General features: G+C 45.2%; 23 protein-coding genes, 4 tRNA genes and 2 pseudogenes. 5 read left to right on the top strand and 24 right to left on the bottom strand.

All coding sequences use genetic code 11. From position 1 onward, the window contains the following. The 19 genes and pseudogenes from D7V32_RS14900 to D7V32_RS14810 all read right to left on the bottom strand — a co-directional run. On the bottom strand, positions 1 to 138 hold a 138-nt coding region (locus tag D7V32_RS14900), incomplete at its 3' end, for a GTP-binding protein (RefSeq protein ID WP_228200181.1). Positions 139 to 288: 150 nt separating this feature from the next. After that, positions 289 to 363 (bottom strand) — tRNA-Thr (locus D7V32_RS14895). A 17-nt stretch (positions 364 to 380) separates the two neighbouring features. Continuing rightward, positions 381 to 456: transfer RNA gene (locus tag D7V32_RS14890), tRNA-Gly, on the bottom strand. A gap of 37 nt (positions 457 to 493) precedes the next feature. Next, a tRNA-Tyr gene (locus D7V32_RS14885) sits at positions 494 to 577 on the bottom strand. A 56-nt stretch (positions 578 to 633) separates the two neighbouring features. Next, positions 634 to 709 (bottom strand) — tRNA-Thr (locus tag D7V32_RS14880). A 98-nt stretch (positions 710 to 807) separates the two neighbouring features. Beyond that, positions 808 to 2,301, bottom strand: a complete 1,494-nt coding sequence (trpE, locus tag D7V32_RS14875) for an anthranilate synthase component I (RefSeq protein ID WP_120403621.1) — start codon at positions 2,299 to 2,301, stop codon at positions 808 to 810. A 109-nt stretch (positions 2,302 to 2,410) separates the two neighbouring features. Beyond that, complete coding sequence (locus tag D7V32_RS14870) at positions 2,411 to 3,079, bottom strand: phosphoglycolate phosphatase (RefSeq protein ID WP_120403623.1); 669 nt, start codon at positions 3,077 to 3,079, stop codon at positions 2,411 to 2,413. A gap of 92 nt (positions 3,080 to 3,171) precedes the next feature. After that, on the bottom strand, positions 3,172 to 3,873 hold the full coding sequence (locus D7V32_RS14865; protein ID WP_120403620.1) for an FHA domain-containing protein: 702 nt from the start codon (positions 3,871 to 3,873) through the stop codon (positions 3,172 to 3,174). A 94-nt stretch (positions 3,874 to 3,967) separates the two neighbouring features. Continuing rightward, the gene (gspD, locus tag D7V32_RS14860) at positions 3,968 to 6,220 is read right to left on the bottom strand and encodes a type II secretion system secretin GspD (protein WP_120403619.1); all 2,253 of its coding nucleotides are present in this window, start codon (positions 6,218 to 6,220) and stop codon (positions 3,968 to 3,970) included. A 38-nt stretch (positions 6,221 to 6,258) separates the two neighbouring features. After that, the gene (locus tag D7V32_RS14855) at positions 6,259 to 7,104 is read right to left on the bottom strand and encodes a type II secretion system protein N (RefSeq protein ID WP_120403618.1); all 846 of its coding nucleotides are present in this window, start codon (positions 7,102 to 7,104) and stop codon (positions 6,259 to 6,261) included. Continuing rightward, complete coding sequence (gene gspN / locus D7V32_RS14850; RefSeq protein ID WP_120403617.1) at positions 7,104 to 7,847, bottom strand: type II secretion system protein N; 744 nt, start codon at positions 7,845 to 7,847, stop codon at positions 7,104 to 7,106. Before gspN ends, D7V32_RS14855 begins: the two co-directional genes overlap by 1 nt. A 173-nt stretch (positions 7,848 to 8,020) precedes the next feature. Then, the gene (locus tag D7V32_RS14845) at positions 8,021 to 8,344 is read right to left on the bottom strand and encodes an H-NS histone family protein (RefSeq protein WP_120403616.1); all 324 of its coding nucleotides are present in this window, start codon (positions 8,342 to 8,344) and stop codon (positions 8,021 to 8,023) included. A 145-nt stretch (positions 8,345 to 8,489) separates the two neighbouring features. Next, a pseudogene (locus D7V32_RS14840) lies at positions 8,490 to 8,917 on the bottom strand (acyl-CoA thioesterase). A gap of 12 nt (positions 8,918 to 8,929) precedes the next feature. Next, complete coding sequence (locus D7V32_RS14835) at positions 8,930 to 10,123, bottom strand: heme biosynthesis protein HemY (RefSeq protein ID WP_120403615.1); 1,194 nt, start codon at positions 10,121 to 10,123, stop codon at positions 8,930 to 8,932. Between the two features lie 6 nt (positions 10,124 to 10,129). Then, complete coding sequence (locus D7V32_RS14830; RefSeq protein ID WP_120403614.1) at positions 10,130 to 10,957, bottom strand: hypothetical protein; 828 nt, start codon at positions 10,955 to 10,957, stop codon at positions 10,130 to 10,132. 8 nt (positions 10,958 to 10,965) lie between these two features. Then, the gene (locus D7V32_RS14825; RefSeq protein WP_120403613.1) at positions 10,966 to 11,733 is read right to left on the bottom strand and encodes a uroporphyrinogen-III synthase; all 768 of its coding nucleotides are present in this window, start codon (positions 11,731 to 11,733) and stop codon (positions 10,966 to 10,968) included. A gap of 5 nt (positions 11,734 to 11,738) precedes the next feature. Further along, entirely contained in the window at positions 11,739 to 12,656 is a 918-nt protein-coding gene (gene hemC / locus D7V32_RS14820; protein WP_120403612.1) for a hydroxymethylbilane synthase, read from the bottom strand. 94 nt (positions 12,657 to 12,750) lie between these two features. Continuing rightward, entirely contained in the window at positions 12,751 to 13,491 is a 741-nt protein-coding gene (locus D7V32_RS14815) for a LytR/AlgR family response regulator transcription factor (RefSeq protein ID WP_120403611.1), read from the bottom strand. Positions 13,492 to 13,546: 55 nt separating this feature from the next. After that, on the bottom strand, positions 13,547 to 14,698 hold the full coding sequence (locus D7V32_RS14810) for a sensor histidine kinase (RefSeq protein ID WP_120403610.1): 1,152 nt from the start codon (positions 14,696 to 14,698) through the stop codon (positions 13,547 to 13,549). Here D7V32_RS14810 and argH point away from each other — a divergent pair. Beyond that, a complete protein-coding gene (argH, locus tag D7V32_RS14805; protein WP_171407682.1) occupies positions 14,689 to 16,119 on the top strand; it encodes an argininosuccinate lyase in 1,431 nt (476 codons plus the stop codon). The two genes, D7V32_RS14810 and argH, sit on opposite strands and share 10 nt — an antisense overlap. A gap of 26 nt (positions 16,120 to 16,145) precedes the next feature. After that, positions 16,146 to 16,415, top strand: coding sequence for an oxidative damage protection protein (locus tag D7V32_RS14800; protein ID WP_120403608.1), 270 nt, complete (start codon positions 16,146 to 16,148; stop codon positions 16,413 to 16,415). A 692-nt stretch (positions 16,416 to 17,107) separates the two neighbouring features. Here D7V32_RS14800 and pgsA read toward each other — a convergent pair. From pgsA to uvrC, 3 genes are all read right to left on the bottom strand, one after another. After that, the gene (gene pgsA / locus D7V32_RS14795) at positions 17,108 to 17,695 is read right to left on the bottom strand and encodes a CDP-diacylglycerol--glycerol-3-phosphate 3-phosphatidyltransferase (protein ID WP_120403607.1); all 588 of its coding nucleotides are present in this window, start codon (positions 17,693 to 17,695) and stop codon (positions 17,108 to 17,110) included. A gap of 109 nt (positions 17,696 to 17,804) precedes the next feature. Then, positions 17,805 to 18,599 (bottom strand): thioesterase family protein, encoded by a 795-nt coding sequence (locus D7V32_RS14790; protein ID WP_120403622.1) that lies wholly within the window; start codon positions 18,597 to 18,599, stop codon positions 17,805 to 17,807. 120 nt (positions 18,600 to 18,719) lie between these two features. Continuing rightward, positions 18,720 to 20,519, bottom strand: a complete 1,800-nt coding sequence (uvrC, locus tag D7V32_RS14785) for an excinuclease ABC subunit UvrC (protein ID WP_120403606.1) — start codon at positions 20,517 to 20,519, stop codon at positions 18,720 to 18,722. Between the two features lie 217 nt (positions 20,520 to 20,736). Between uvrC and D7V32_RS14780 the strand changes: the two genes are divergently transcribed. Further along, positions 20,737 to 21,813 (top strand): AAA family ATPase, encoded by a 1,077-nt coding sequence (locus D7V32_RS14780; RefSeq protein ID WP_120403605.1) that lies wholly within the window; start codon positions 20,737 to 20,739, stop codon positions 21,811 to 21,813. A gap of 23 nt (positions 21,814 to 21,836) precedes the next feature. Here D7V32_RS14780 and D7V32_RS14775 read toward each other — a convergent pair whose 3' ends face one another. Beyond that, positions 21,837 to 22,250, bottom strand: coding sequence for a PH domain-containing protein (locus D7V32_RS14775; protein ID WP_120403604.1), 414 nt, complete (start codon positions 22,248 to 22,250; stop codon positions 21,837 to 21,839). Between the two features lie 706 nt (positions 22,251 to 22,956). On the opposite strand from D7V32_RS14775, the gene fadB reads away from it, so the two are divergent. Together fadB and fadA are read left to right on the top strand one after the other, a co-directional pair. Next, the gene (fadB, locus tag D7V32_RS14770) at positions 22,957 to 25,110 is read left to right on the top strand and encodes a fatty acid oxidation complex subunit alpha FadB (RefSeq protein WP_120403603.1); all 2,154 of its coding nucleotides are present in this window, start codon (positions 22,957 to 22,959) and stop codon (positions 25,108 to 25,110) included. 12 nt (positions 25,111 to 25,122) lie between these two features. Beyond that, on the top strand, positions 25,123 to 26,295 hold the full coding sequence (fadA, locus tag D7V32_RS14765; RefSeq protein ID WP_120403602.1) for an acetyl-CoA C-acyltransferase FadA: 1,173 nt from the start codon (positions 25,123 to 25,125) through the stop codon (positions 26,293 to 26,295). Positions 26,296 to 26,345: 50 nt separating this feature from the next. Here the strand turns inward: fadA and D7V32_RS17650 are convergent. Next, positions 26,346 to 26,997 (bottom strand): annotated as a pseudogene (locus tag D7V32_RS17650) (hypothetical protein); the annotation flags it as partial.

Raw genomic sequence — 26,997 nt, 5'->3', positions numbered from 1 at the left:
GTCACGCGCTTCGCCACCGAATTTCTTCGCACATACAGTTGCAATCGCAGCTGTTAAAGTTGTTTTACCATGGTCAACGTGACCGATTGTGCCAACGTTTACGTGTGGCTTATTACGTTCAAACTTAGCCTTAGCCATGTTTATATTCCTCGTTTACATCGAACACAATTCTGAGTAAAACTCAGCATCGACTTGCTCACCTAAAAAAATAGGCACCCTGATACTTAAAAAGCAGACTAATAAGCCTGCTTTTGAAATCTTGTGCAACAATGTTGCTAAACTGTAATCTGGAGCTCTTATCGAGATTTGAACTCGAGACCTCTCCCTTACCAAGGGAGTGCTCTACCACTGAGCTATAAGAGCAAATATAAGAACTTCAATGGAGCGGGAGACGAGGGTCGAACTCGCGACATGCAGCTTGGAAGGCTGCCGCTCTACCAACTGAGCTACTCCCGCACAATGTTGGTACAAACCAAATTTGAAGCCTTAAAGTTGGTGGTGAGGGAAGGATTCGAACCTTCGAAACTTTCGTAGCGGAGTTACAGTCCGCCCCCTTTGACCGCTCGGGAACCTCACCATCTTTACACTTACTTCAGTGCTGTTCTTTACATCAACCACTCAAACCACCTAAGATGGTGCCGGCACACGGATTCGAACTGTGGACCTACTGATTACAAGTCAGTTGCTCTACCAACTGAGCTATGCCGGCGTTTCTTAGTGTTTCGTACGTTTCGTATCGGAACGGTGTGCAGTTTAGCAAAACTTGAAATCCATGCAAGTGTTTTTTTCAAAAAAAACGTGAAAAACTCACAAAATCAATCCATTTGATGATAATTCAACCGCTTTGATCACTGCGCGAGCTTTTATTTGGGTTTCATTCCACTCAGATTCAGGATTTGAATCCGCAACAAGCCCCGCTCCCGCCTGAACATAGACCTTATTTTCACGAATAACACAGGTCCGGATAGCAATCGACATATCCATTTCACCATGCCAGCCTAAATAACCGACAGCGCCGCCAAAAATTCCGCGTTTTACTGGCTCGACTTCGTCAATAATTTCCATGGCGCGAATTTTTGGCGCTCCAGAAAGTGTGCCTGCTGGGAATGTTGCTTTAAAAACATCCAAAGCATCCACATCATCACGCACCTCACCCTGCACATTCGACACAATATGCATCACATGCGAATAGCGTTCGATCACCATTTGATCAGTCACCTGAACTTTGCCAATCTTTGCAATGCGGCCAACATCATTTCGACCCAAATCAATCAGCATAAGATGTTCTGCAATTTCCTTTTCATCAGAAAGCAGATCCTGTTCAAGCGCTAGGTCTTCTTCTTTCGTTTTGCCGCGCGGCCGTGTTCCAGCCAGCGGACGAACTGTCGCAATACCATTTTCCAAACGCGACAAAATTTCAGGCGAAGAACCCACAATATGGAAAGGTTTCTCATTTTCTAAGGTTTGACCTTGAACTAAGAATAAATACGGTGACGGATTTAAATGGCGCAGTGCACGGTAAACCTGTAAAGGCTCACCATCAAAATCTGAAACCATACGGTGTCCAGGAACAACCTGCATCACATCGCCTGCACGTATGTACTCTTTAACCGTTTCAATGGATGCTAAAAAGTTGTCATGCCCTGTTAGCGACTCAAAATGCGGCGCGCTATGCTTAACTGCTTTTAAGCTGACAGGTGTGGCTAAGATATTTTCCAGCTCATCCAACTGCGCCTGCGCCTTTGCATAAGCATCTTTATCTGCAGCATCCGCATGCACAATCAGGAACAGCGTATCTTTCAAGTTATCAAATACAATCACTGTTTTTGACAGCATCATCCAGATATCCGGCAAACCCACTGGATCTGCATCTGGCACATTCTTCAGCTTAGGTTCGATATAGCGTACAGCATCATAGCCAAAATACCCTACCAGACCGCCCGTAAAACTTGGCAGCGCCGGCAAATCCTGCTGTGCCGGCACTTTAAACTGCGCTTGAAAATCGCGGATATATTGAAATGGATCACTGCACTGCTGTTTCGTGACAGAGCCATCAGGCTGCTGAATACTGAGCTCACCCGCATTACATGAAAAGACCGTAGATTCGCCTAGGCCGATAATGGAATAGCGCGCCCAGTTTTCACCGCCTTCAACTGACTCAAATAAGTAGGCCTGCTTATGCTCTTTTAAACGGGCAAAGATCGACAGCGGTGTGTCTGTGTCCGCTAAGCGCTGACGGTAAACAGGAATAAGGTTATAGCCTTGAGCTGCAAGCTGCTGAAATTGTGCTGAAGTGGTCATGCGGTTTTCTCTTTTAAAATAGAATTACTCAGTATGTACATAAAGTTGAACTGAGCGACGCCATCGAAAAACCACACAACTATTCATTTTCTTTCCTTAGTATGCTTTGTTAAGCAAGCAGTTCACGTAAATCATCAACTATTAACTGCGGCTGACAATCCGCTATATTTTCACCATGATTATAGCCATAGCTGACCACAATACAATCAATACCGGCACGGCGTGAAGCTTCTACATCATTTGATGAGTCTCCAACCATCAGCACCTGCTCAGGCTGCACTTTAAAATATTCAACACAATGCAGCAGCTGGCGCGGATGCGGCTTACGCTCTTCAAAGCGGTCACCGCCAATAATGTCTGCAAAATAATGCGTCATGCCCAAAACTTCTAAAATTGTGCGGGCTGGCGCTTCTGGCTTATTGGTGACGCAAACCAGCGTTTTTCCTTCCGCCTGCGCCCAATCTAAAAATGCCAGTATGCCTGAAAACGGCAGCGTACCCGAGCAGGGGTCTGCATTATATATTTTTAAAAATGTTGCCAAAAGCTGACTGTGCTGCGCCTCATCTACAGCAGGAGTCAGATACTCCAGCACGCTGCGGCAAAATAATGATGTTCCCTTGCCAATCCAAACCCGCACCTGCTCTTCTGTGACCAGTGGCAGCTGCATTGCATTTAGACTCATATTCATTGCGCGGTATAAGTCCGCCGCTGAATCCACCAATGTTCCATCTAAATCAAACAAAATAACTTGGCGGTCTGCCAATCGAACATCAAACATTGCACCCTCTTCTATTATTTTCGTTTCTGCATCACACCCAGAAACAGCTAGGGCATGCGATTGCATGCCCCATTCTACAATCCGCATTGCGTTTATTTAAAGAATAGCCATGCTGCAATTGCTAAAATAATCAGCACAATAAGACTCATCAATCCTAAAGACGCATTTTTCTGCGCTTGCTTTTCTTCTTCAACACGTGTCAATGGCTGCTCTACAGGTACTGGCGCAGGTTCTGGTTTTACCGCGCTTACATCCACACCTTCCGGAATTGGCGCAGGCTTAGGCACTGAAATACCCTGCGGCATACCGTCACGGCTTAATTTAACATTGGCATCACGCTCGCTCATCGCAGGCATGCCTTGATCATTCATTTGCTGCGCAGCTGTTTTTGGCGCATCTTCAGGCTGCTGCGCTGTCTCTGATACAGCCACCGCTTCTGACGGCTGCTCTAGAGCCATTGCAGATTCTGCCTGTTCAGCTTCCGCTGCAGGCTCTACAGCTTGAGCTGGAGCAAGCACTGAGAATCTCAGGCTGGCAAACTGTACAATATCGCCTTCTTTCAGCAGCACCTGATCTGCAACTTGCACATCATTTACAAAAGTGCCATTTGATGACTGCAAATCCTGTACCCAAAGCGCCTGATCAACCAATAAGAATGCGGCATGTTTTCGTGAAATTTCTGCCAGCTGCAAGACGATATCTGCAGCTTGATGACGTCCAACCAGCATATCGCGGTCGATACTGATTTCTTGTCCCGTTAATTCACCGGTAATGGCTTGTATTTTCCAAGTCATGAAATGTACTTCTCTCAACGAATTTTAATTATCATAGCATCCTGAATGCTTCATCTGCGTCTAAAAATTTCATTCAGGAACAAATTCCAAGTATTTATGGCTTCGCTGTTTTCGCGGCAGGAATATCATTCGGCACAGTGACAGTTTGACGGCTCACAGGCGGAAGCTCTGCCACAGGCGTACTCACAGCCGGACGTACAGCAACTGGCGTATTCGGCTGGATACCCCCGCCTGAAGGTACTGTCTGATAGGATGTTCCCGCGCTGGCTGGCACCTTAGATACTGGTAAACGCTGCTGATAAACATCATCTACATTTTCAGGAAGTTTGGCAAAAGTGCCATCCTGATTCAGCGCAAGCTGCAAGCTATACAGCTGGCTGTAACGCTGCTGCGATAAACGGCTGACTTCATCACCTTCACCTACGATAGTTGGGTGAATAAAGACCAGCAAGTTTCTTTTTTCATTGGATTTCGCATCTGAACGGAACAAACGCCCAATACCAGGAATCGCACCAAGCCCGGGAACTGCTTGACGGCTGTAAGCAGAATTATCTGAGATCAACCCCCCCAGCACCACAGTTTGTCCATGTTCAGCAAGAATAGCCGTTTTAATGGCACGTTTACTGGTCACCAAATCAGATGCCTGCCCTTTATCCTGAACAGCAGATACTTCCTGCTCCACTTCAAGACGGACTGAGCCTCCCTCCCCAATATGCGGCACTACTTTCAACGTAATGCCCACATCTTTACGTTCTACCGTAGTATAGGGATTGACTGTGCCTGATGAGCCTGTAGAGACTGAACCTGTCACAAAAGGTACGTTCTGCCCCACCACAATGTAGGCTTCTTCATTATCCATGGTCACAATAGACGGCGTGGACAGCAGATTAGATTTGGTATTTTTCTTCAGGGCCTGAATCAGCGCGCCATACACCTTGCGTGACCCATCCTTGCCCTCTTTATATTCACCCAGCAAAATGGATGAGCCGTTCATTCCTGCCGCCGCCTGCCCCAGCCCTGCAGCTCCACCCGCCAAATAACCGCCAGCCAGCCCTGCAAGACTGGCGCCAACGTTATCAAAACTGATCAAGCCTACACCGCTGCTCAGATCACCAAGCGCCCATTGCACACCCAGCTGGTCTGCATCATTGCCTTCAACCTCAATAATTGCCGCTTCAATCAGCACCTGCTGACGGCGGATATCGAGCTGCTGAATAGCGGCTTCAATCTCGCGCATCAGCTGCGGATCCGCCTTAACCACCAGCGCATTTTGAGTGGTATCAGCAATAATACTGATGCCGTTGCCGCTGAAACTGCTGATGCTGTTTTTATTGCTGCTGTTATTGCTTGAATTTAAATTAATACTTGAACCAGTATCATTTGATCCGCCAGCCGTACTCGAATTATTATTCATGAGACTGCTGATTGGGCTGTTCGACGAACTGCTGTTTGAATCCCCGCTAGATGACACAGCTTGACCTGTGACCAAACCTTGCAAAATTTCTGCTAAGTTTTTAGCGCTGGCGTATTTTAAACGGAAAACTTTTAAGCCGCCTAAACGGTCAGCAGACGGCACATCCAGCATTTCAACCATTTGACGGATACGCTTGCGTGATGCGGTATCGCCTTTAATAATAATACGGTTGGTGCGGTTATCCGCAATAATGCGTACACGTGAGCCTTTTAAATCTTTCGATGCCCCCGTTGAACTCATTGATTCCAGCAGGCCAATCATTTCCTCAGCCTGACTGGATTGCAGGGTGACTGCTTCTATATCATTTTGGCCCGTGCCATCTAAATTACGGATAATGGTTTCCAGCTGATAAATATTGCTGGCTCTGTCAGATACAATCAGCGCATTCGTTCCCGCAACAGCAGACAGATGCGCAAACTGCGGCATTAACGGGCGAAGCGCTGGAATCAGGTCATTGGCATTGGTATTTTCCAGCCAGATTACCCGCGTGACAATTTGATCGCCAGTCGCTCGGCGGCGTGAATCATAAGGCACACCAGAGCTTTTTACATTGCTGTCAGGCACCAGCTTAACAGTATTGCCAGATGGTATTGCCACCACACCATTAACATTTAATACCCCTAAAAATAAGTCATAGACTTCACTTTTATTTAAGGGCTTATTGGAAATAACCGTGACATTGCCGCGCACACGCGGATCAACAGCAAAGTTTTTACCGGTAATATCAGCAACTTCATTAATGAATGCAGTCAAATCCGCATCACGTAAATTAATTTTCCAAGTCTGCGCATAGCTGGCTGTGCTGACTATCGCCACCAGCGGCGCCAAAGCAAAAGCTGCCAAAGCTGGACGGTTATTATTAAATAAAGCCATAACTGCTCGTGTTTCCTAACCTGCTTAGTGATGAGATATCACTTAAAATCCTGTTGTATGGTTACCACTTGATCACCACGTTTTACTTCCAGCCTGACCTGCCCCTCACGCCGAGCCTGTTCTAATAATTGCGCTTCCGTTTGATTTTGCCCTAGAGTCTGTCCATTTAAAGACACAATGCGGTCACCAGGCTGCAAACCTAATTTATTTCTTAAACCAACTGGCGTACGCGATGTCACTTCATATCCGCTGCCATTGCTGGAAGCATTCACACCCATTTCCTGCATATACTGTTCACGGTTTTCCTGCATGCGCTGCACAGCCTGACCGATTGCCATACTGGATGAGCTGTTTACCGCAGGGTTTGGCACTGCTGGCTGCGGCGCAGCTGTGCCTGCCGGCACGATCGGCTGATCTAAGCCATTTTCAATACGGTTAAACTGCAGCTCTTTGACTGAGCCGCTGCCAGTTTTTAATATTGCCCGATCCCAATACACTTCCGCTAAAATATAAGAGGAGCCAGCAACAGGCTCACCCACACGATAACGTTCCGCTGTTTCATTCACTTTAATCACAGCTGAGGAAAACTGATTCGGATAAGAAACAACAACCCCCTGCAAAGTCATATTCAGCTGCTGATCTGCGCCCGATGCATTTACTGCCTCCTGAAAAAGCGAGAAGGAGCTGATATTCGGCACTTGCGCCTGCTGTGAACCCAATTCAGCGCGTTCCAGCTGTATCGCCTGCGGCGGCGCCAGCAGCAGCCAGAACAGCGATGCCAATTTCCAGCATAAAACCAAAACCAAAACGGCCAGCAAAACAGGCGCAGCCCTGTCCATTTGCTTCAAATCAAGCTGTTTAAATTTATCTAACCAAGCGCTCATCACATCCCGCCTCGAATCAAAGGTTGCCGTGAGCTGATTACATAGGTATCTAGTCCAGCCTTCCCCTCATAGGAAGCGACATTTAACAGCAAGCGCTGCGTCAGCTGAACATCCAGCATCAGGTCAGCATCCAGCTGCAAATTCATCATTTTCTGTTCACGCGTATCCCGCACATCGATCAACAGTTTACCGCTGTCATCTGAAATCCGCCCTGCCAAAGAAGGCATATTCATACGGTCCTGACGCTGAGCAAAAGTATATAGCAGCTCTCCGCCAGCCCATTGCATCTGCCCTTCGGCCTGAGCAAAGCCTGCTTGTTTTTTATAATTAAATTCGATGTCTTTCAATTGTATTGGATTGGCGGGCCATTGCCAGTCTGCCAGCTTTTTCAATGTTTCTGGCGCAATTTGACCGCTCAGAGATTTGACATAAACCGTTTTACCCAAACCATAGCCCACAACCCCTTCCAGCTGTGTATTACCGCTGTGTATTTCTATACTGGCGCCAGCACGCAGCAGGAGCACTTCCCATGGACGGGTACTCCAGCTGACAGAGCCTGATAAATTGCCTTGCTTCCAATCAGCCTGACCGCGCCAGATGTTCCCGCTGACATTGTGTAAGATCTGATTATTTTTATAAAATTTTGAAATAATCCATGCGGCAGGCACTTGCAGCAGGACAAAAACAAAAAAACTGACGATAGCAAAAATCAGCCATCTAAATTGTTTTGGCTTATTGCTCATTCCGCCCCAACCGAATTCTCAATTTTTATTCCCTGAACATTTTTCTTTATAGACACATTATGCACACTTTTTCTACATCTCCAATTCATAGGCATAAAAAAAACCAAGCAACATCGCTTGGTTTTTTTATCGTAGCGGCGGCTTATGACAATGCCATGACCGTCAGGCACAGTTTAGATAATAAAATCTTCTAATTTCGCGCCTTTTTCAAGTTCAGCAACCAGCCAGCGAGGCTGTTTACCGCGGCCAGTCCATGTATCTTCAGGATTTGCTTTACTGCGGTAACGCGGCTCTACAGCTTTGCGTACTGATTTTTTACGCTTGTTCGCGCCAAACTCAAGAATCTGCTCAATGCTTAAGCCCACATTTTCAGCGATATCTAAAATTTGATGATAAGCATCTTCAATAGCTTGATCTTTTTTAGATGCAATTAAAGCCTCCGCTTCAACTTGCAAACGCTTTAACTCTTCAACTGACAAATTACTGATATCTGGCATTTATTAAAACTCCAATAGGTTTAGTATTATTTTGCTTCTTAAAACGTGTTTATAATATTCTATAATAATTGAGATATACAATATTAAAATAAAAATAAAAATAAAAACAAGTTTTAACTCATTTACACAAAACCATCAGTCATTTTTAAATATTATGCCCAGCGTTTAATTCAACCTCTTTAATCTTTAAACGTATATTTTCCGGTATAGATTTTTTTTGCATATTTATTTTATCAACGCATACAATAACAGCCTCACCCAATGCCACAACCGTTTCCTGCGTTTCACTCCAAAGCACATAACTCATTCTCATCGCGCTATTTCGAAGTTCCTCAACTCTAGCGCCGACTTTTAATGTATCTGGATAAACCACCGGTTTTAAATATTGACACTGATTTGAAGCAACAACGGTATAAATATCTTCATTAAAAATATCTAAAGCGTCAAAATACTTCAGGCGGGAACTTTCTATATAACGGTAATAGACTGTATTATTGACATGACCAAAAGCATCCATACCCCCCATGCCACAAATTGTTCATGAATAATTGGGTATTGATTCAAATCCGCCATTTTATATCCTGCCTAAATTTTAATTTTTACAAAGTTTGCATTATTTTCAAAGATCAAATTCAACTGCTGCACTAAATCTTCTTGCCCATTCAAAATAGATTTAATTCGTAAATAACTCATCAATACATCATCGGGATATTGCAGCAACAATGCCTCTGCCTCATTTTGACGGCCTGTAGCATCAAAGACATGCCATTTTGCAAATGCTAAAACCGGCAACGCAGGATATTTACTTTCCCAGCGGTTAATTTGATCTTCAGCATGCGCATAATCCGGGCTTTGACGCAATACCTGCTGCTCAAACCATAAATAAAACACATCCTGATTAAACTGCTGCTCCAACAAGTGTTCTGCAAGCTGCTGATGCGCCGCCCCCATTTCGGGCAGCCGAGACAGCACTTTTAACCATAGCACTTTAATGTCATAGGGTCTTAGTTCAATTTGACCGCTTAAATCACTATAACGCTGCTGCAGCGCCTGCAAACCGTCCTCATTAGCATCATCAAATACCAGCAGCAGCTGTTCCAGCCAATTTTGCTTGGCCTGCTCACCCAAATGTCCATATTTCGTCGAACGCAAATACATCCATGGAAACTGCTGGGCAAACTTTCCCCACAGCGCAGTCAGCCGCTGTTCATAAGATGATTTGACGTTTTCCAGCCATGGCGACAGCTCATGCTGATTTAAAAACTCTAAATGCGTCAGGGCTTTTTCACCCTCCTGCATAGATAAATAAATTTCAATCCGCTGCAGCTCTGCCAGCTCAAATGCCATTGGGCTTACTTCATTTAAAGCCTGTAGCGCTTCTGCATACTGCTGACGCATCCAATATAACTGCGAGCTGATAATTCCCTTCATTAAGCCTGACTGGCTGAAAACCTGCTGAATAAACTGCTGCTGGTCTTGCCCCGCGTTCAAAAGCCAAATAACCGCAAGCTGCTCATAAGGATGGAGCTGATTGAAATTAAATACCGTTTCTATTTTTCGCTGCTCACGGTTTAAATAACGCTTTAGCGCAAGCCAAATTAACTGAATTGTAAAACTCAGCAGCGCTAAACATATAATCAGCACCCAAATATTGGTTTGAATTTGCCAGTCACGCCAATATAAATACACATAACCCGCGCCATAGCCATAACTCAGCACACTAAAAATTGCGGCGCATAACAACCCTACAAATAAATAGGCCAATATGATCTGTTTCATGATGACTTAACCTATGAGTGCGCGGCTATTTAAAACAGGCGCCGTCAATACCGGCATGTTTTTTAAAGCTTGTATTTGCTGAATAAAGTGCTGTGTATTGCTATCTGGAAGCTGTTTTAAAATTGCTTCAATTTGGGTCAATTCCTGCTGAAATATCACATATTGACCTTTTTGCAATAACTGCTGGCAGTTTAATAACCGCAGCTGTGCTTCTTTTAATATTAATGGACGCTGCATTAATACGGCTCTAGGCTGCTCTACAGATTCAATTTGCAGCCAGCGCTTCCAAAAAGCCTGCTCATTTTGCACAGGTAAATTTAAATGCTGCTGTTTAATTTCTTTATTTAAGGCAAGATCCAGCTGACGCAAGGATGCAAGGATTTTCTGCTGCTGCGCGCTGCGCACTTTCACAAATTGGCTGATATTTTGACGGTCAGTTTGAATACCCTGCTTCAAAGTCTCTTTTAAAGCAGGTGACAATGCATAATGCTCAAGGTTCAATTCCAAAGCATTCAGCTTCTCTAAAGCCAAGCCATACTGCTGCTGCCGCAAAGCAAACTCAATGAAATCCAGCTGCTGCGCAATCACGGCTGCAGGCTGAATGCCTTCGTTCTGCACAGCTGCAGGCTGTACTTGAATGTCAGCCTTCAGCTCACCGCCTGCCTGACGCTTAATGGCTGCCAGCTGATCATTCAGCAAAGCATTGCGCCGCTCAAGCTCGCTTTGCTCCTGCAGTACTGCCGTCTGCTCAGTCTTCAGCATATAAACATCAAAACTTAGTTTCAGCAGCCAAACTACACAGGCAATTGCTGCAAGCACAAACAGTTTTTTCATGTATTCCCTTACACCGCTTCCAGCTGTTTCAAAATTGTATTTATTTTCATATCGTGCAGCATGACTGCTGTAAAGCTAAGATGATGCTGCACACGATACTGCTCTACTAAAGCATCTACACGCTCACCAAGCACCAAAATCACTGCCCGGTTCAGCAGCGGCTCATGATCGGCCAGTAAATCGAGCCAATAATTCCAGCTGGCTTCACTGCTGATAAGCACCGTAAAGACAGCAAGACCATTAAGCTGAGGCAAATGCCGCTGCAGTATTTGTTTTGTCAAAGATGGGCAGTGCCGGCGATAAAGGACAAAATTCAGTACAGTGTTGCCCTGCTCTAAAAGACAATCCATCATAAACTGCCGCCCGCCTTCGCCGCGCCAAAAGGCCACTGATGCGCTTGACGGCAGCTGCTGCAGCACAGGCAAACGCAGCATGCCTTCTGATGTTTCAACCTCAGGCACTTCACTATGCAAATCATATTGCAGCAATGCCTGTGCCGTAGCTTCACCCACTGCAATCCATTTGACATGCTGCAGTGAGGCCAAACTCAATCCGGCCTTTTGTAGCCCCTTCATACCGAACTGCACTGCCGATGGGCTCACAACAACAATCATCTGCACTGAAGCCAGCTGCGCATATTGAGCAGCCAGCATTTCAGACCAAGGTTCTGCAGAAAGCTCCAGCAAGGGCAAATCCAGCACATCTATGTGCGCCGCTTTTAAGCTTTCACTTAATGCTGCAGCCCGGTCCGCAGGCCTTGTATTGATAAAAAGCATAAAAATTAATACAGCGCTTTCAGCAAGTCACCTGCCCCTTGAGCCAGCAAATCTTGAGCCAATGCCACGCCCAGCTGCTCTGCATCTGCTGCAGAGCCAGACTGTTCTGCTTTGAGCAAGGTTAAACCGTCCACACTGCCTACACGGCCTTCCATTTGAATTTTCCCTTGCGACAAAGTTGCATAGCCCGCGATAGGCACTTGGCAGCCGCCCTCCAGATAAGCATTAAAGGCGCGCTCTGCTCTGACACACGCATTCGTTTCATCATGCATTAAAGGCAAAATCAGTTCCAGAACAGCATGATCCGCTTCACGGCACTCCAAGCCTAAAGCGCCCTGTCCCACGGCAGGCAAGCTGACATCTGGCTGCAAGGTATGGCGGATGCGCGCAGATAAACCTAAACGCTTCAAACCTGCACTGGCTAAAATAATGGCATCATAATTGCCTGCATCCAGCTTAGACAAACGTGTGCCTACATTGCCGCGAAGATCGATAATGTCTAAATCTGGGCGCTGTTTTAATATCTGACATTTACGGCGCAGGCTAGATGTTCCAACTTTAGCGCCTTGCGGAAGCTCATCAAAATGAGCATATTGATTAGAAACAAAAGCATCCAGCGGATCTTCACGCTCGCAAATGACCGCAAGCGTTAAACCCTCCGGCAATGCCATAGGCACATCTTTCATGGAGTGCACAGCCAAATCTGCGCGGCCGTCTAAAAGCGCAGCTTCAAGCTCTTTGACAAATAAGCCTTTACCGCCAATTTTTGCCAGCGGCGTGTCTAAAATTTTATCCCCCTGAGTCACAAATGTAACCAGCTCCACGCTTAAACCTGCATGCATAGCTTCAAGGCGCGCTTTAATGTGTTCTGCCTGCCATAAAGCAAGCGGGCTTTGTCGAGTTGCAATTTTCAGGGACTTCATAACATTCAAATAACCGTAAATATGAGCTTATTCTAAACTCTACTGTCTGATATTTAAATGCAATATCTGTAAGGGAATTTTCTGCAAAATATCCTCACAGCTTCTGAATGCGCTCCCGAAGGCTTGGCAAATGCCTGCGGCTGACGGCCAAACGCTCTTCCAGTTCGCGGCAGCGCACTTGATACTGGCCTGAGCTCACCACTTCAAGACCATCTAAAAAGCTGACCGAAACCAGCGCATTGCGGTGAATACGAATAAATTGATCGCCAAACTCAAGTTCCAGGTCTTTCAGCGTTTCATCGATCAAAACACTGCCATTTTTATGACGCACAGTCACGTATTTCTGATCTGCTAAAAAATAGTAAATATTTTCTACCGGCACCAGCTCTACACCACGGTAAGTTTTGGCCGCGATCTGATGGCGGCTGATTTTAAGTTCTTCCATATTTTCTTTTTGTTTTATACCGCTCATTTGAGCTTGGGTTAATTTTACTAAATGATCTAAAACCTGCTGCAATTCCTGCTGCATCACTGGTTTTAGCAAATATCCCTCGGCATTAGATTTAAATGCATCAAGCGCATGATGGTCATAGGCTGTACAAAAAATAATAGCCGGCATTGGTTCCAGCTGACGCAAATGCTGCGCGCAGGCTAAGCCATCCATGCCCGGCATTTGAATATCTAATAATATAACGTCTGGTTCTAAACTCTGAGCTAAGTCAAGCGCTTGCTGTCCATGTGATGCAGTTGCAACCACCTGATGCCCCAGCTGCGTGACTAAACGTGACAAACGCTCTACTGCAAGAGATTCATCGTCACAAATCAGGATGTCCATTTCTCCTCCTTACACAGATCACTTTATTTATTTTTATAAGCGCGCTGTGCTGATTTTACTTATATTGATACTGCACGACAGTCGTAAACATTTCATTTCCAGCAAAAGTCCGGAACATGACCGCTGGCCCATAATGCGCTTTGAGCCGCTGATGTACATTTTCAACTGCAATACCATGTCCTTGGCGTAACGTTATTTTATCCTGAACAATTGGGTTAGTAATGACGATATTGACTTGATTTTGCGATATTTCGATCAATATGCTTATCGTACTCTTTGTTAGAATTTTTTCAACTCCATGGAAAATACTATTTTCCACTAAAGGTTGTAAAGTTAGCAGAGGAATTTGTACATTTGCATACATTTCTGAATGAACCAGTTTCCATTCCACATGCAAACGCTCACCTAAACGAATTTGCTCTATTGCTAAATAACGCTGGCATAAATCAATTTCATCACTCAAAGGCACCAGCTTCAATTCTTGAAAACTGGCGCGAAACAGGCGTGACAAATTCAGCAGCATATGTTCTGCTTTGTCTGGATCAATGCTGATGAGGCTGATCACGCTGTTCAGGCTGTTAAATAAAAAATGCGGATGAATGCGCGCCTGCATAGCCTGAATACGCGCATTCAGCTCACTGTTCTGCTTGCGCCCCCACAGCTCACGCAAATAGATATAGCGGAAACACACTGCACCCAGCAGCACACCCAAACTCAAATGCATCAAACTGCCTGAAAATGCCCTGCTGAATGCCAAACCCGAAAGGCTTAAATTCTCACCAAAATAGAACAAAACATTGAGGCTGACGGTTGTAAAAACCACAATAAACTGCAGCAGCAAAAAGCCTAAAAACAGCTTGATCTGCAGCTTTAAGGGGCTTAGCCGCTGCTCAAAATATTCCGTTAAAGCCGCAAATGACAATAAAGTCCAATTAATGAACAGCACATGCTGCATCAATCCCAGCCAGCTCAGCGCCTCCCAGGACTCTGCCCTGGCCAAAGCCAGCACCAGCGCCAAAACATTGCCCGCCAAACACAGTTCCAGCAGATATTGCCCGCGCCCGAGCTGCGTTAAAAAATTAGGCTTCACGCTGCGCTCAGCCCGTTCACGAAAAGTTTGCAGGTCTGCTTCGGCAAGAGGCGCTGAATTTGCTATACTCTTTTTAGTTCTACTGCTTTTTATCTTATTGAGCCGACATGACCACATCTTCTAATTCCTCAAATCCGTCACAAGCCCAAACTTCAGGCATGTGGGGCGGCCGTTTCTCTGAAGCAACTGATGCCTTTGTTGCTGAATTTACAGCATCTGTTCAATTTGACCAACGCTTTTATAAACAAGATATTGCAGGCTCAATTGCGCATGCCACTATGCTTGCGAAAGTTGGCGTTTTAACTGAGCAGGAACGTGACGACATCATTAATGGCTTAAACACGATTAAAGCTGAAATTGAAGCGGGCAGCTTTGAATGGCGCATTGATCTTGAAGATGTGCACATGAATATTGAGTCTCGCTTGACGCAGCGTATCGGCATTACAGGTAAAAAGCTGCACACTGGCCGCAGCCGCAACGACCAAGTTGCAACTGACATCCGTTTATATGTACGTGATGAAATTGATGCAATCTTAACGTTATTGCAAAAACTGCAAAAAGGCATTTTGGGCCTTGCTGCTAAAAATACCAATACCATTATGCCGGGTTTCACTCACCTGCAAACTGCGCAGCCAGTTACCTTTGGCCACCACTTAATGGCTTGGTTTGAAATGCTGGTGCGTGACTCAGAGCGTCTCATTGACTGCCGTAAACGTGTTAACCGTTTACCGCTAGGCTCAGCAGCGCTTGCTGGCACAACCTACCCGATCGAGCGTGAATACACAGCGCAATTGCTTGGCTTTGAAGCGGTATGCGAAAACTCGCTAGACGCAGTTTCTGACCGTGACTTCGGCATCGAATTCAACGCCGCTGCATCGCTCATTATGATGCATTTATCGCGCATGTCAGAAGAAATGATTCTTTGGACTTCAGCGCAGTTCAAATTCGTCAACATTCCTGACCGTTTCTGCACTGGCTCTTCAATCATGCCGCAAAAGAAAAACCCGGATGTTCCAGAGCTGATCCGCGGTAAAACTGGCCGTGTTTATGGCGATCTTATGAGCCTATTAACCCTTATGAAAGGCCAGCCTTTAGCGTATAACAAAGACAACCAAGAAGACAAAGAGCCTTTGTTTGATGCGATTGATACTGTTCGCGGTTCAGTAATGGCATTTGCAGATATGATTCCTGCACTTGTGCCAAACATTGAAATCATGCGTGAAGCAGCGCTGCGCGGTTTCTCTACAGCAACTGACCTTGCGGACTACCTGGTTAAAAATGGCGTAGCTTTCCGTGATGCGCATGAAATTGTCGGTAAAGCAGTTGCGCTTGGCGTACAAGAAGGCAAAGATTTGTCTGAACTGACTTTAGAACAGCTGCAGCAGTTCTCTGACTTGATCCAAGCAGACGTATTTGAAAAAGCATTAACGCTTGAAGCTTCTGTGAATGCGCGTAATCACATTGGCGGCACTGCGCCTGCGCAAGTAGAAGCAGCCATTGCCCGCGCTCATGCACGTTTAGATGCGCTTTACGCTTAATCTTTTTTAAAATTTGGAGTATTGATATGTCTCGACAAGTATTTTGCCGTAAATATCAGGCTGAAATGGAAGGTTTGGACTTTGCGCCCTTTCCAGGCGCAAAAGGCCAAGAACTGTTTGATTCTGTATCCAAGCAAGCTTGGAGCGAATGGTTAAAACATCAAACTACGCTGATCAATGAAAAGCGTTTAAATGTGTTTGAACCTGATGCGAAAAAGTTTTTAGAAGAACAGCGTGAAAAATTTTTCAGCAATGATGAATCTTTAGAAATTGCTGAAGGCCTAAAGCCTGAGTAAAAAAGAAAGCACTGCTTTTCTTTTTTACGTAAGACAAGCGAAGCGCGTAGTTTTGATTGTCAAAAGGGAATCTGAAAAGATTCCCTTTTTAGCTTAGGAGCACTGCTCCGCCACGCCGCAAGACAAGCAGCTATGTTGCGCGTAGGCTTTAATCAAAAAAGAATCTCCATAATTGGAGGTTCTTTTTTTTACGCTGCCTTATTTTTCTGCAAGACAAGTAAAACGCATCGTTTCACATGTCAAAAAAGGAATCCTTGAAAGGTTCCCTCTTTCATTTAAGGCGCAATGCCCTGCCACACCATAAAAACTAAAAATATGCTTGAACTGAACATCTCCGCACACCGCTTCTCATCCAAACATGCACAGCGCAAGCGTTTTGAAATGATGGCAGCAGCCTACGTAAATGCCCAAAAATTAAATGTAAAAATACATAACACTTTTCAATAAAACTCAACATTACACTACAAGAACCTACAAGACATCCTTCTGCCAGCTGCCTATAATGATTCCCAAGGAGATGGAAACATCTGCTAAAAATACTGATAAGTAACCCCTATTTTATTCCCATGCTTCCCCCAAAGTATGGGAATTTTTTTATGCAAATTTTGCCTAAACACGATATCCGCGCTAAAACACAGCCATGAAAAAAGCCCCCATAACGAGAGCTTTTTTTAATTGCATTCTGGAAATGCTTAAGGCTGTTTCAAATATGGCCATGCTGCTTTTAAATAAATAAACATCGACCATAACGTTAAAATAACTGCGGTATACAGCAGTCCATAGCCCAGCATTTCCAGCGGCTGCCAGTTCAGCAAGAATACTGAAATCGCAATCATTTGGAAGGCCGTTTTGTATTTGCCTACCGTAGATACTGCAACGCTGGTACGCGCGCCGAGTTCAGCCATCCATTCACGCAGTGCAGACACGGTAATTTCACGCGAGATAATAACAATCGCTGCAAATGCCATAGACATGCTTGGCTGCCACTGTACAAGCACAATCAGCGCGGCCGCTACCATCAGCTTGTCTGCAACTGGATCTAAAAAACGCCCAAAAGCAGAAGTTTGATTCAAAGTACGCGCCAAATAACCGTCAAACCAATCTGTTACCGCAGCAACAACAAAAATGGAGGTTAATAAAATATGACGCGCCATGCTTCCATCTTGGCTGTCAGCCCCATTGATTGCCGGCCAATATGCCACTGCAAGAAAGACTGGAATTAAAGCAATTCGCGCTAAAGTTAAAATATTCGGAATATTCAGGATTCGACCTGCTGCCATAGACACCGCCAGTGTTTCCCCTATTCTGCACCATGCTAAGTGCACAATTTTCTGAGAATTTATCCATCATTAATGGCATTCACTTTATACGAAATGCCCTCAGGTGTCACTAGGCAAAGACCGTAACCACTTGGCGTGAGATTGCAATTAAGCGCCCTTCGGCATCCCAAAGGTGTGCATACTCCGTGGAATAGCCATGCCCTGCATAGTCTGTAAATACTTTATATTTAAACCAATCTTGCAGCTTGGAACGCAGCGGATGCACCATCGTGACATTCCAAGTCAAGGAGCTGGCAGGCGCAATGGTTTTATACATTGGCAAAACACCCGGCGGCCACATATCAAAAGCGGCCATTAAATCTGCTGCGGTCATATCACGGTTATCATGCAATTTAGGCTCAAATCTAAACCAGCCGCCAAAATCAGGCTGAGCACTGGCGCTGCATGGATATTTTCCTTCTGCCCAAACCATTTGCATTTGCTTAAAACATTCAGGCGCCAGCGGATGATGCTGCGCTATCTGCAATTCCCCCGCAGCAGGATAATCCGGTGCAGCCCGCTCCTGATTCACCTGTATAGCTGAATCCCGCTGTGTGCCAAAACTGGCCAATAAAATGGTTTGTACAGCGTCATCTTGCCACAGCCGCACTTCCAGCGTGGTCACAGACTTGCCCGCACGCAGCACTTCTGCGCTTAATCTGGCGCGGCCTAACTGCACAGGCCCCACAAAAGTCACACTGGCGCTGAGCAAGCCTTTATTGTTATCCGCCACAACGGCTATCGCTTTTTGCATCAGCATCGCGGCCACCAAGCCGCCATAAATCGTGCGCCCCTGCAGCCAGCCTTCTGGAATATCCACCCATTCCGATTGCTGAATCTGCGCATACAGTCCGCTTAATGACATCTGAAATCCTTTTTTTAATGAGCTGTCCATATATTTGGCTAAAACACCGCTGATGTGAATGATCACTGACTCATGCGTCATTGAGCAGTTTGGTCAACGCACAGCCATCAACTGCTGTACTTATTCATGTAAAATCTTATAAATCGTCCGAGCCATGACCTCACCTAAACCCGGTACAAGTTTCAAATCATTTTCAGAAGCTTTCAATACCCCCTGTATGCCGCCAAAATGCGTCAGCAAATCACGGCGCCGCTTGGGGCCCAAGCCAGGAATCACTTCCAGCACAGATGAACCGCGTTTTTTATCACGTTTGGCGCGATGCTTGGTAATGGCAAAGCGGTGCGCTTCATCGCGCACCTGCTGGATCAAATGCAGCGCCTTATGATCTTCAGGCAATTGAATTTTTGTGCCGTCAGTAAAGTGCAGTGTTTCCAGCCCTGGTTTACGCCCTTCCCCCTTAGAAACACCAATCATGAAAGCATCCAATTCAAGTTCCTGCATCACTTCCATGGCCATATGCAGCTGGCCTTTGCCGCCATCAATGAGCAGCAAGTCAGGCAGCATGGCTTTTTTATAGCGCCGAGTCAGCGCCTGACGCATGGCGGCGTAATCATCGCCTTCAGTAATGTCATTGATGGAAAACTGGCGGTAATCACGCTTACGCGCACCGCCTGAATCAAAGACCACGCATGACGCTACGGTTGCCTCACCCATGGTATGGGAAATATCGAAGCACTCAATACTGTCTATTGGACGGCCCGCCACCTGTTCAAGCTGGTGAAAGCGCTCATTCAGCTCAAAATGATTGGCCAATTTGCCTTTAATAGCGTGCTGCACATTCATCTGCGCCAGTTCCAGCCATTCGGCGCGGGTTTCACGCACACTATGCTTAATGTAAATTTTCTTCTCAAACTGCTGCTGCAGCGCATCTTCCAGCTCTTTGCGGTTGACAGGTTCAACATTCACAATCAGCTCAGCAGGAACTTCATCCGCCACTTGGAAATAAAAATTAGCGATAAAATCTGCCAGCATCTGTTCCAGATCATCGCCCAGCATATCGGGAAAATAGCTCTTGCCGCCCAGCATCTTACCATTGCGTACATGCATAATCTGTACGCAAGTCACGCCAGCATGATAGGCAATCGCAATAATATCTGCCTCTCCTTTGACTTTATAAATGGCCTGCTGTGACTGCACATCGCGCAGCAATGCCATACGGTCGCGGTAAAACACCGCCTTTTCAAATTCCAGCGCTTCAGCCGCCGCTTCCATTTTACCTATCAATTCCTGATTCAGCTCTTTGGTGTCGCCCTGCAAAAAGCGGATCGAGTTATTGACATCTTCATTGTAAGCTTCAGGGCTAATCAGCCCCACGCACGGCGCGGAACAGCGCTTGATTTGATATTGCAGACAAGGACGCTTACGCTGCGAAAAATAGCTATTTTCACACTGGCGCACATTAAACAGTTTTTGCAGCACCACCAATGTATCTCTAGCATTATAAGCGCTTGGATATGGGCCAAAAAATTTGCCGGCCTGATGCTTGCCTTTGCCGCGGCCTGAAGCAATGCGCGGGTAAGGTTTATCACTGGAAATAAAAATATACACATACGATTTATCATCGCGCAGCATGATGTTGTACGGCGGGCGATGCAGCTTAATCAAGTTCTGTTCTAATAATAAAGCTTCTGTTTCTGAGCGCACCACCAGTGTTTCAATATCATAAATCCGCGCAACCAAAGCCTGTGTTTTCGGGTGATCAATGGTTTTGACAAAATAGCTCGATACGCGGTTTTTCAGATTTTTAGCCTTTCCTACATACAGCAGCTCGCCCTCTTTGCCCAGCATGCGGTACACGCCCGGCAAAGTGGTCATATTGGCTAAAATCGTTTCGATATTTTCACGCGCGTTTTCGTTCACAGGCTGCTTTAAAATTTGAAATATACAATGATGATGTAGTCAGATGAGCGGTTTTTCAAGTACATGCCTGCAGCAGCACAATACAATGTCTACCCAGCGAAGTGTACTGTCCAGCTGAAAGCATCATTTTAACAATCATCTGATTGCTAAAAACTATCAGTGCAAAAACTGAAGTTTGCTATGCTCTCTGACATGACTGACCGAAGGATTCTTCAGAATGAGCAATGCCAATCATGCTTTCCATGCTGTGCAGCCCGCACTGTCCACGCACAGCGCTTCAGAAAAAAACCGCTTGATTGGCAAACCGCGATTTCATTTTGAACCCCAAGCAGTGATGCAAAGACTGCGTGAGCGCATTATTGGGCAAGATGCTGCCCTCAAAGAAATTGAAAAAATGCTCCATGTGGTGAAGGCAGACTTCTCCAGCCCTGACCGGCCGCTTTCTGTCACCTTAATGCTCGGCCCAACAGGTGTCGGTAAAACCGAAACCGTTCGCCTTATTGCCGAAGCCATTTATGGCCGTCCTGATGCATTTTGCCGCATTGATATGAATACTTTGGCGCAAGAACACTATGCCGCCGCGCTCACAGGCGCGCCTCCGGGTTATGTAGGCTCTAAAGAAGGCAACAGCCTGTTTGATGAAACTGCAATTGCCGGCAGCCATACCCGCCCCGGCATTATGCTGTTTGATGAATTGGAAAAAGCTTCACCCGAAGTCATTCGGGGCTTAATGAACGTCCTTGATACAGGCCGTTTAACCCTGACGGCAGGGACAAAAACTATCGACTTCCGCAACTGCATGATTTTCATGACCAGCAATGCCGGCGCACAGGCAGCGCAGCAATATTTAGATAAATTGAATGTATTGCCTAAAAGATTGCAGGATGCCTGCTTACAGCGCATCCCGACAAAAAGTATTATTGAAAAAGTCATGCAGCGTCAATTCGATCCAGAGTTTTTAAACCGTATTGACCGCACATTGCATTATTTACCCGTACAAGATGATGCTCTGCCAAAACTTGTTGATATTGAACTGGAAAAATTAAACCTGCGTCTGCAGCATCAAAAGAGAACCGTAACTCTAACCGACGCGGCCAAAGCGCACTTTTATCAGGGCCATGACATCCGCTATGGCGCACGCCATTTGGGCCGAAAAATACGCACCGAATTAGAGCCTATTTTAGCGATGTACTTTTTAAGCCAGCCAGAACGGTTGAGCCTAAAGATTGATGCAAAAAATGGTGATCTTTGCATTGATGCGCAGCAAACAAAGGAAAAGCAAACGCTCTTTTGAACCACGCTTTTTTTCCGCAGAGCTTAGACTCTTGCCGCGCTTAGGCTGGCTTTAAAAATTTCAGCCTTGCGCGGTGATACTAAAATAAATTTGTGCTTGCCGTTTTGCCAATAATCAATGCGGATACGCTTAAACGAAAGAGCAGGCGCAGCAGAAGAAAAGTCTGTGTCTTTCACATTCTGTATATCCGCTAAAGGAATGCGCCATTTTAAAAACATGCATTTCACCACCAGCTGTTTAGCCTGCAGCTGATAGCGCGTACTCCATAAAGGCCACCACAGCACCACGATCGTCAGCGCATACACAGCAGCAAATAGCCAGTTTTGCACTAAGCTGCCTTTGGCCAGCATATTCAGCAGCAGCTGCGCCAGCAAGCCTGTCATTGAAATCACAAAGCCCCAGACCCACCAATCTATTTTTGAATGAAATACCTGCATATATGCTCCCCAATACTGCCATGCCTTTCTTTTTATGCTTCCCCATCATATATAAATAAAAGGCGGATGAAATATAAAAAAACAAGCATTTTCAAATAAAAAGGAAAATAATAAAAACAAATGGCGTTGCATCAAAAATGACGAAGTACGCCATCTCAGCCTGACAAAAATAATTTACAGATTCAACATCTGCTGCGGCATGCCTCCGCCCCTCTTTGAAACATAATTCAATCCAGTCACTCCGTATTTGCACAGCTCATTGACAGCACATGCGATGCAAACACATGCAACACAACAAAAACCATACGAAGCGCAAATTTGTTCAAATTAAAAAAAATGCACTGCGCTAAGGCCTTCAAAAGCAGTAAAAATGAGATGCAATTGACTTTTTTGACTGAATTTTCTGCCGCCGCAAAAGCGCTTTATACTTTTTTCCGCATCAGCCAAAAACCAATTTAAAATAAAAAGATGATTTGAAACAAAAACTTCTATACATATATATAAGATACTATGTGAGGACAGCACAGGATGGGCCGCCGTCAATAACGAAAAAATTGATGACCCTAGCGTCACGGCTTGATACAACTTGTTATGTTCTTTTTGGATATAGTTATCGTAAGATTGGCGAAGCAGAAATGTGCGCAGGAATCGCGCACACGCTTCACAACATCAACTTAGAAGTCCTCCAAAATAAAGGAGATCAGGCATGATCCACGCTGGCAATGCCATTACCGTCCAAATGCTTTCGGACGGAATTGCAGAATTCCGCTTTGACTTACAAGGTGAGTCGGTCAACAAATTTAACCGTGCAACAATTGAAGATTTTAAAGCTGCAATTGAAGCGGTTAAAGCAAATAGCGAAGTAAAAGGTTTAATCGTTACTTCGGCTAAATCAACATTTATCGTTGGTGCTGACATCACTGAATTCGGTGAAAACTTCGCACAAGGCGAAAAGGCGATTGTGGATTGGGCAATGCCTGTTCACGACATCTTCAATGCGTTTGAAGATTTAGAGATTCCTAAAGTTGCTGCAATCAACGGCATGGCTTTGGGCGGCGGTTTTGAAATGTGCCTCGTGTGTGACTACCGTGTCATGTCTGAAGCGGCTCAAGTTGGCCTGCCAGAAATCAAACTGGGCATCTACCCTGGTTTTGGCGGTACAGTTCGTTTAAGCCGTGTCATCGGTATCGACAATGCGGTTGAATGGATGGCGATGGCTGCGCCGAAAAAACCGGCTGCTGCGCTTATAGACGGCGCTGTAGATGCGGTTGTAGCTGCAGACAAACTGCAAGACGCTGCAATTGACTTAGTTAAACAAGCGCTTGCTGGCCGTGTAGACTGGAAAGCAAAACGCCAAGAAAAATTAGACCCAATCAAACTCAATATGCTTGAGCAAATGATGGCGTTTAATACGGCTAAAGGTGCAGTGCTTGCTAAAGCAAACCCTGCGCAATACCCAGCGCCAAAACTGCTTCTAGACTCTTTACAAGCAGGCGCAAGCTTGCCGCGTAACGAAGCGCTAAAAGTAGAAGCTGAAGGCTTTGCTAAAGCTGCAGTAACTCCACAAGCTGGTGCTTTAATTGGTCTATTCATCAACGATCAAGTGGTGAAAAAGACTTCGAAGAAATATGAAAAAGGTGCACACCCTGTAAACCAAGCTGCTGTACTTGGCGCTGGTATCATGGGCGGCGGTATTGCTTACCAAGCGGCAAGCAAAGGCACACCAATCATCATGAAGGACATTGGTAACCCGCAGCTTGCTTTAGGTATGAAAGAAGCGAATGGCTTGTTAACTAAACAAGTTGAACGCAAGAAAATGAAACCTGCGCAAATGGGTGAAACGCTTGCTCGCATCCGTCCTACTTTAAGTTATGACGAATTCAAAGAAGTGGACATCGTGATTGAAGCGGTAACGGAAAACCCGAAAGTGAAGGGTATCGTACTGGCTGAAACTGAGAAAAATGTTCGTGAAAACACGATCATTGCGTCTAACACATCGACGATTTCTATCACGCGTTTGGCTGAAAACTTACAGCGTCCTGAAAACTTCGTAGGTATGCACTTCTTTAACCCAGTGCACATGATGCCATTGGTCGAAGTGATCCGCGGTGAAAAGACTTCTGCTGAAGCAATCGCAACAACTGTCGTTCTTGCTCAGAAAATGGGTAAAACACCAATCGTTGTGAATGACTGCCCGGGCTTCCTGGTAAACCGTGTATTGTTCCCTTACTTTGGTGCATTCGACCTTCTTCTTAAAGACGGTGCGGACTTCCAGCAAATCGACAAAGTGATGGAAAAATTCGGCTGGCCTATGGGTCCTGCTTACTTGATGGACGTTGTCGGTATCGACACTGGCGTTCACGGTGCAGAAGTGATGGCTGAAGGTTTCCCTGACCGCATGAAGCCAAGCTTCAAAGGTTCAATCCAAACGATGTACGAAGCAAAACGTTTGGGTCAAAAGAACGATGTTGGTTTCTACAAGTACGAACTTGACCGTAAAGGCAAAAAAGCCAAAGTGGTTGATCCAACGGCTTATGAGCTTGTTGCTTCTGTGGCAACTGCTGAGAAACGCGAATTTGACGCTCAAGAAATTATTGACCGCATGATGCTGACTTTCTGCAACGAAACTGTTCGCTGCCTAGAAGACAACATCGTAGCAACTGCGTCTGAAGCAGATATGGCGATGATTATGGGTGTAGGTTTCCCTCCATTCCGCGGCGGTCCATGCCGTTACATCGACCAAACAGGTGTAGCTGAATACGTAGCGCTTTGCGACAAATACGCGCACTTAGGTAAAGCTTATGAAGCGCCGCAAATGCTGCGTGACATGGCTGCTAACAACAAAAAATTCTACGGTTAAGGAGCAACGTGAATGGCTACTTTAAATCCGCGTGACGTTGTCATCGTTGATGGCGTACGTTCAGCAATGGGTAAAACCAAAAACGGTATGTTCCGCAATGTACGTGCAGACAGCTTATCGGCTGAATTGGTTCGCGCTTTAGTTGCTCGTAACCAGTTTGATGTTAACGAAGTTGAAGACGTGATCTGGGGCTGTGTAAACCAGACGCTTGAACAAGGCATGAACATTGGCCGTAACATCGCATTATTGGCTGATCTTCCTAAGACTGTTGCAGGTCAAACGGTCAACCGTCTTTGCGGTTCTTCTATGCAAGCGATCCACACGGCTGCTGCTCAAATCATGACTGGCCAAGGTGATGTATTCATCATTGGCGGTGTTGAGCACATGGGCCACGTGGGTATGATGCACGGCATCGACCTGAACCCTGAAGCGTCTAAGCACTATGCGAAAGCATCTAACATGATGGGTTTAACCGCTGAAATGCTAGGCCGTATGAATGGTATTTCACGTGAAGAACAAGATGCATTTGGTGTTGAATCTCACCGCCGTGCTTGGGCTGCAACGCAAGAAGGCCGTTTCAAAAATGAAATCGTGGGCGTTGAAGGTCACGATGCAAATGGCTTCAAAATCCTGTGCGACATCGACGAAGTGATTCGTCCAGATGCAAACATTGAAGCGTTCCAAGCGTTACGTCCTGTATTCGATCCTAAAGGCGGTACAGTAACTGCTGCAACATCTTCAGCTTTGTCTGACGGTGCTTCTGCTATGCTGCTGATGTCTGCTGAACGTGCTCAAGCTTTAGGTCTTAAGCCGCGTGCTGTAATCCGCTCTATGGCGGTTGCAGGCTGTGACGCTGCGATCATGGGCTTTGGTCCAGTTCCTGCAACACAAAAAGCGCTTAAACGTGCTGGCTTAGACATCAAAGATATTCAAACGTTTGAGTTGAACGAAGCGTTCGCTGCACAAGGTTTGTCTGTTCTTAAAGGCTTAGGCGTGTATGAGAAGCAAGACATCATTAACTTAAATGGTGGCGCGATTGCACTGGGTCACCCATTGGGTTGTTCTGGTTCACGTATTACCACGACGTTGTTGAACGTGATGGAACAACAAGATACACAAATCGGTCTTGCGACGATGTGTATCGGTCTAGGTCAAGGTATTGCGACCATTATCGAACGTGTTTAATTTTTAATTAAATACTGAGATAAAAAGAACCCCGCTTATTGCGGGGTTTTTTAAGGGTTTGATTTAAAGTTTTTTAATAAATTTGAGACATGCTCCATCCCATCAAAAGTTGAGGGTATATTTTCATCTGACGAAACAATGGAGGAAAATATAATATTCTCAAATTTTTCAAAGCCTTCTTTATTGGCCTCTTTGAGCTCTTTCGATTTTTCTGCATAGCTCTGAATAAATTGACACAATGTCATACGTAATTCGAGTTGCATAATTTGAGATTTGACTGATTTAATATTGTGTAAAACAATTCTAAAAAACCAAAAAAGAACAAATAAAAGCGTTAGTGTTGGAAAAACAATAAATAATACTTTAGTTGAATCTATACTATTTAAATTATCAAATACCCATGCCAGTTCTAAAAGAGGTATAGATATAATGATAAGCCCTATAAAAAAATACTGAATTTTTAAACTATCAAGTTCATCGCTTTTCTTCTTGAGAAGGCTTGAAAAACCTTGATATAGACCTACAAAATTAAAAGCTGTCTGATAAGTATCTAACTTATCTTTAAGAATTTCTACAGCTGAATTTTTCTTTTGAAACTCATTATTCCATGTATCTATTTTAGATATAGATTCATCTCTTGTTCGTATAAATTCTTCGACTTTCTTAATATCTGTATTTTTCAATGCAGATGATAAAGCTATA

Source organism: Acinetobacter tianfuensis (assembly GCF_003611465.1).
Taxonomy (GTDB): domain Bacteria; phylum Pseudomonadota; class Gammaproteobacteria; order Pseudomonadales; family Moraxellaceae; genus Acinetobacter; species Acinetobacter tianfuensis.
Note: the sequence above shows the minus strand (reverse complement) of the source record. Positions and strands in the feature narration are given on the sequence as shown.